Here is a 5,838-nt window from a genome sequence, read left to right as displayed (position 1 = left end):
ATCACCGCATTGCTGAAAGGTCTGGGAAAACTGTCTGCGGAAGAGCGTCCGGCGGCGGGGGCCAAAATTAATGAGGCCAAGCAGCAGGTGCAGGAAGCGATCAACGCACGCCGCACTGCGATGGAAAAAGCCGCCATCGAAGAAAAGCTCGCCAAGGAAACCATCGACGTGACCTTGCCAGGCCGTGGGGAAGAGCAGGGCAATATGCACCCGATCACCCGCACCCTGCGCCGCATTGAAGAAATCTTCCAGCGCCTGGGCTTTACCGTAGAGCAGGGCCCCGAGGTAGAAGGGGACTACTACAACTTCGAAGCGCTGAATATTCCCGCCCACCACCCGGCGCGGGCCATGCACGATACCTTCTACATTGATCCCTCCACGGTTCTGCGTACGCACACATCTTCTGTGCAGATCCGCACCATGGAGAAGACCAATCCGCCCTTGCGCATTATCTGCCCAGGCCGCGTGTACCGCTGTGACTCCGATGTGACCCACTCCCCGATGTTCCACCAGATCGAAGGTCTGGTCATCGATGAGGGGGTAAGCTTTGCGCACCTGAAGGGTTGTATCGACCAGTTCCTGAAAGCGTTCTTTGAAGCGGATGTGCCGGTGCGTTTCCGCCCGTCCTATTTCCCGTTCACCGAGCCGTCCGCGGAAGCGGATATCCAGTGCACCGCCTGTGGCGGCGAAGGTTGCCGTATCTGTTCCGGCACCGGCTGGCTGGAAGTGCTGGGTTGCGGCATGGTACACCCGAATGTATTCGCCTCCTGCGATATCGACAGCGAAAAATACTCCGGCTTTGCCTTCGGCCTCGGTGTCGAGCGTATGGCCATGCTGCGTTACGGCGTAAACGACCTGCGCCTGTTCTTCGATAACGACCTGCGCTTCTTAAAGCAGTTCTAAGTCGAATCCCGGTAACGGGGCCTGCGTGCAGGCGAACAAACAACCGCGTATTGCGTAAACGAATTAAGAATTAGAGAACGACTATGAAATTCAGCAACGCCTGGTTACGGGAGTGGGTAAACCCGGACCTGACAGCACAACAGCTGGCCGACCAGATCACCATGGCGGGCCTGGAAGTGGACGCCGTAGAGCCAGTAGCCGGCGCATTTTCCGGAGTTGTAGTGGGTGAGATTGTCGCCTGCGAACAGCACCCAGACGCCGACAAATTGCGCGTGTGCAAGGTAAAAGGGCACCCGGAAGGGGAGATGCAGGTCGTCTGCGGCGCACCCAATGCGCGCACCGGCATTAAGATCCCGTTTGCGCTGGTAGGCGCCAAGCTGCCCGGTGACTTCAAAATCAAGAAAGCCAAGCTGCGCGGTGTCGAAAGCTTTGGCATGTTGTGCGCACAGACCGAACTGGAACTGGGTGACGACAATGACGGTATCTGGGAGCTGCCAGAGGAGGCAGTAACTGGCACCGACCTGCGCGAATACCTGCAGCTCGACGACAGCACCATCGAAGTCGACCTGACTCCCAACCGTTCCGACTGTTTGGGTGTGGCCGGTATTGCCCGCGAAGTGGGTGTACTGAACCGCTGCGAAGTCACTCCGCCTGCCATCGAGCCGGTTGCCGCGGTGATCGATGACAGCCTGCAGGTGTCCCTGCTGGCCGAAGACGCCTGTCCGCGCTATGTGGGCCGCGTAATCCGCAATATCAACATCGATGCCGAAACACCGCTGTGGATGCAGGAGCGCCTGCGTCGCAGTGGCCTGCGGAGTATCGATCCGGTCGTCGACGTAACCAACTACGTGCTGCTGGAGCTGGGTCAGCCCATGCACGCCTTCGACCTGGCAAAGCTAAACGGTGGCATCAAGGTACGCATGGCCGAGCAGGGCGAAAAACTCACCCTGCTGGACGAGCAGGAAGTCGAGCTGAAAGCCGATACCCTGCTGATCGCCGACGAGAAAGGCCCGCTGGCCATCGCCGGTATCATGGGTGGCCTGGATTCTTCCGTAACCAAAGCCACTAACGATATCTTCCTGGAAAGCGCTTTCTTCAGCCCGCTGGCCATTGCCGGTAAGGCGCGCTCCTACGGACTGCACACCGATTCCTCGCACCGCTTTGAGCGTGGCGTGGACTACCGTCTGCAGGAAAAAGCCATCGAGCGCGCGACCCAGCTGCTGCTGGATATCGTCGGTGGTGAGCCCGGCCCGGTACATGTTCGCGAAGTTACCGAAGCCATGCCCGCAGAGCGCCGTATTACCCTGCGTCGCGCTCGCGTAAGCCGCGGATTGGGCATCCAGATGAGCGATGCCGAGATCGTCGAGATCATCACCCGCCTGGGCCTGGAAAAAATCAGTGAAGACAGCGAAGGCTGGACCTTCCTGGTGCCGAGCTTCCGTTTCGATATCTCCATCGAATCCGATCTGCTGGAAGAGCTGGCGCGGGTGTATGGCTACAACCGTATCCCCAGCATCAGCTTCGAAGCGGCGCTGGATATCGTGCCGCGTGCGGAAGCGCAGGTGGCGCAGTCTCGTTTGGAGCAGACCCTCCTGTCCCGCGGCTATCAGGAAGCGATCACCTTCAGCTTTATCGATCGTGATGCCTCCGCCAAGTTCGACCCTGCGGTTGAGCCTGTGGCCCTGCAAAACCCCATTAGCGCCGAGCTTGCGGTAATGCGCACCAACTTGATGGCGGGCCTGGTAAAGACCCTGCAGTACAACCTGAACCGCCAGCAGGACCGCGCGCGCCTGTTCGAGACAGGCCTGCGCTTCGTGCCGGGCAACGCCGAATCCGGCGAAGGTCTGCAGCAGGAGCGTATGATTGCCGGCTTGATCTACGGCAGCCGCCAGCCAGAAGGCTGGAGTGGTTCCAAAGACGTTGTAGATTTCTACGACATCAAAGCGGACGTGGAAGCCATGCTGACGCACTACGAAGCCGATGCCGAGTTCACCTTCGCGCCGGCCAAACACCCGGCGCTGCACCCGGGCCAGTGCGCTGAAGTGCTGCGCAACGGCAAGTCCGTAGGTGTACTGGGTGCGCTGCATCCAGAGCTGCAAAAGGATTACGACCTGCCCAAGGCGGCTTTCCTGTTTGAGCTGAGCCTGGATGGACTGGGTGATGCGGTCATTCCTGCCTTTACTCCCTTATCCAAGTTCCCAGAAGTACGCCGTGACCTGGCGATACTGGTGGATGTGGAGATTCCGGTGGGGCAGCTGGCAGAAACCGCTGTTGAAGCAGCCGGCGAATATTTGACGAACTTCAACATTTTTGATGTCTATCAGGGCAAAGGCATTGATTTACATAGAAAAAGTGTCGCTATGGGCTTGACGTTTCAGCATCCCTCGCGCACCCTTAACGACGAAGAAATCAATGCCGCAGTCGATGCGGTAGTCAGTCAACTAGAACAAAAATACAACGCCAGCCAGCGTTAAACCGGTTTAGCTCCGGGATATGCGCGGCTGATGCGCGTATCCCGAGAGCGTCTGCTTCCGGGTTCCAAGCCAATGCGGTACCAGGCTTAAAACCGGAGTCGACGCCTCTGAATCTGTTGGGCAGGAACCAATGACAGAGGCACTGACTAAGGCCGGGCTCGCCGAGAAGTTGTACGAAGAGCTGGGTTTTAACAAGCGCGAAGCGAAAGAGATCGTCGAGTTTTTTTTCGAGGAAATCCGCAACGCCCTTGAAAATAATGAGCAGGTTAAACTGTCCGGGTTTGGCAATTTCGACCTGCGCGATAAAAGCCAGCGCCCTGGTAGGAACCCCAAGACTGGCGAAGAGATTCCCATTTCCGCAAGAAGGGTTGTTACCTTCAAGCCAGGACAAAAACTCAAGGCACGAGTAGAAGAAGATGCTGGAAGCGAGTCATAACAGTGAGCTCCCCGTAATCCCGGGGAAGCGCTATTTCACCATCGGTGAAGTGAGCGAACTGTGTGCAGTGAAACCTCACGTACTACGCTACTGGGAACAGGAGTTCCCGCAGCTCAGCCCGGTTAAGCGCCGGGGCAATCGTCGCTATTACCAACACCAGGACGTTGTCCTCATCCGCCAGATCCGTGCGCTCCTGTATGAAGAGGGTTACACCATTGGTGGCGCTCGTCTGCAAATGGAGAGCGGTGGTATCGAAAAAGACAAAGACCAGTCAGTACAGCTGCAGCAGGTGATCCCGCAAATGATCGCAGAGCTGGAAGGCGTACTGGAACTCCTGGAAGTCAAAGCCTGATCCAAAAAGGCGCAAAACGGGCTTGCATTCCCACCGTACTTCGGTATGATTTGCGCCTCATCGCCAAGCGATGCCCCTTATAAATCAAGCACTTACGTAACTTTCACGCCGCTTGATTTCCTCCTGTCGGAGTGTAGCGCAGCCTGGTAGCGCACCACACTGGGGGTGTGGTGGTCGTCGGTTCAAATCCGGCCACTCCGACCATAAAACTGTTGTAAATCAACAACTTAAAAGCCCGCCATCTGAGCGGGCTTTTTAGTGTCTGCGATTTAAGTCCACATTAAGTCCAGTTGTTTACTTTGGGTGCTTTAGCTAGTGAAGACAGTAGAGGCCTGAGTTAACGATGCCACCTGGATGTTGATCCCCAGTCCCATAATTTATGGTCCACTGCACGTAAGGTACAGAGTAGAGTTTATTCAAGCTAAGTCTCAGTAGTTGTGTGAAAACTGCGCAGGTCAGAGCTTCTGGATGAACATAACACTATTCCCCAAATTAGCCTCAGATAGGCTTAAGCCCTCGACGAGCAGATAAGAGAGGGACGTCCTTTGGGTTGGCAGTGCGTTGAAGTCTCTTGAGAACCCCCTGCTGTGTCTCAGGTGTCCAGAAGATCTTTAGGCGATCACGTGCTCGTGTTACTGCTGTGTAAAAAATACTGTGTGTAATATCTTCCTCATTTGCATCGGTGATCACAATTTTAACCGAGTCGTATTCTAAGCCCTGCGCCTTGTGTATCGACACGGCGTAGGCCACCTGGAAAGGCACAGTTGTGTTTAGTGAGTCGTCATCATCATCGCTGGTGTCATACTCGTAGACCGAGAAGCGTACAATTGAGCCCTCCACCCACTCGAGTTCATCTGAACCTAAGACGTCGAACTCAGTGAGCGGCCGATCGAGCTCTACATCGAACTGTATGTGCCCGGGTTCGCAATTGATGCCAACAATTCGCCCCTTAAGATTGTTATAGATTACTGGTCTGAACCTCTCGGTCTCGAAGAAAAGCACGGGGTCGCCAATCTTGTAAGTGGATACTCGCCAAGTAGTCGCTGCGCCGGGGTTACTGCTCTGCAGAAATCTGTTGATATTATTGATCCCATAGAGACCGTCGTAGTTTAAGCACAGAATGATCTCGTCTTGTCCTTGGCTTTCGAATAGTGATTTATCGAGCACGGTCGAATAACCATTTCGAGCCATGACCTCTGCAATGTCGTCTTCGATATTTCTAACCTTGTTCCAAAACGCTAAAAGTGAGTCGTTTCTAGTTCTGTAAGGGGTCGTCAGCTCAAAAATTGACGTGCTCGGGATGAATGCACGAATAATTTCGAACCAGTTGCCGAACTCAATCGACTCAATCTGGTAGGCATCACCAACAAGTACGAGCAGTTTGAAGGCGGTATTTTCTAGTACCTTAATAAGGTCTGCGTTGCTAACGGTACTGCATTCGTCAATAACAAGAAGATCGTAGTCTCGGTCTGAGCTGCCTCTGTAGGTCTGGCTACTGATCGTCCGAAACTCCGAGTTTTGTGCAGTCACCTTTCGCTTGAGGTTATCAATTGCTGGATTGGTGTGGGCGAGGAAAAGCTTGTCTTTGTCATTAAAGTAATGAGCAATGTGATCCACCATAGTGGATTTGCCCGTTCCTGCTGCCCCGTAGATCAGAGCTACTCGTGATTGGC

General features: G+C 55.0%; 5 protein-coding genes and 1 tRNA gene. 5 read left to right on the top strand and 1 reads right to left on the bottom strand.

Features of this window, described 5'->3' with window-relative positions; translation table 11 throughout:
- From pheS to AS89_RS0105295, 5 genes are all read left to right on the top strand, one after another.
- Nucleotides 1-903 (top strand): phenylalanine--tRNA ligase subunit alpha (gene pheS / locus AS89_RS0105315; RefSeq protein ID WP_010131378.1); only part of this gene is annotated, 903 nt, incomplete at its 5' end.
- Nucleotides 904-986: 83 nt separating this feature from the next.
- The gene (pheT, locus tag AS89_RS0105310; RefSeq protein ID WP_010131376.1) at nt 987-3,377 is read left to right on the top strand and encodes a phenylalanine--tRNA ligase subunit beta; all 2,391 of its coding nucleotides are present in this window, start codon (nt 987-989) and stop codon (nt 3,375-3,377) included.
- 130 nt (nt 3,378-3,507) lie between these two features.
- Nucleotides 3,508-3,813, top strand: coding sequence for an integration host factor subunit alpha (gene ihfA / locus AS89_RS0105305; RefSeq protein ID WP_010131375.1), 306 nt, complete (start codon nt 3,508-3,510; stop codon nt 3,811-3,813).
- Complete coding sequence (locus AS89_RS0105300; RefSeq protein WP_010131374.1) at nt 3,794-4,165, top strand: MerR family transcriptional regulator; 372 nt, start codon at nt 3,794-3,796, stop codon at nt 4,163-4,165. The genes ihfA and AS89_RS0105300 overlap by 20 nt, the downstream gene beginning before the upstream one ends.
- A 127-nt stretch (nt 4,166-4,292) precedes the next feature.
- Nucleotides 4,293-4,369 (top strand) — tRNA-Pro (locus tag AS89_RS0105295).
- Nucleotides 4,370-4,663: 294 nt separating this feature from the next.
- Here AS89_RS0105295 and AS89_RS0105290 read toward each other — a convergent pair.
- The coding region (locus AS89_RS0105290) for an ATP-dependent DNA helicase (protein WP_010131373.1) at nt 4,664-5,838 on the bottom strand (1,175 nt) is incomplete at its 5' end.

The organism is Microbulbifer agarilyticus S89, assembly GCF_000220505.1.
Taxonomy (GTDB): domain Bacteria; phylum Pseudomonadota; class Gammaproteobacteria; order Pseudomonadales; family Cellvibrionaceae; genus Microbulbifer; species Microbulbifer agarilyticus_B.
Note: the sequence above shows the minus strand (reverse complement) of the source record. Positions and strands in the feature narration are given on the sequence as shown.

Bases quoted from the DNA above. Each gene is read 5' to 3' on its own strand.
- pheT (WP_010131376.1), top strand. From the start codon at position 987: ATGAAATTCAGCAACGCCTGGTTACGGGAGTGGGTAAACCCGGACCTG.
- ihfA (WP_010131375.1), top strand. From the start codon at position 3,508: ATGACAGAGGCACTGACTAAGGCCGGGCTCGCCGAGAAGTTGTACGAA.
- AS89_RS0105300 (WP_010131374.1), top strand. From the start codon at position 3,794: ATGCTGGAAGCGAGTCATAACAGTGAGCTCCCCGTAATCCCGGGGAAG.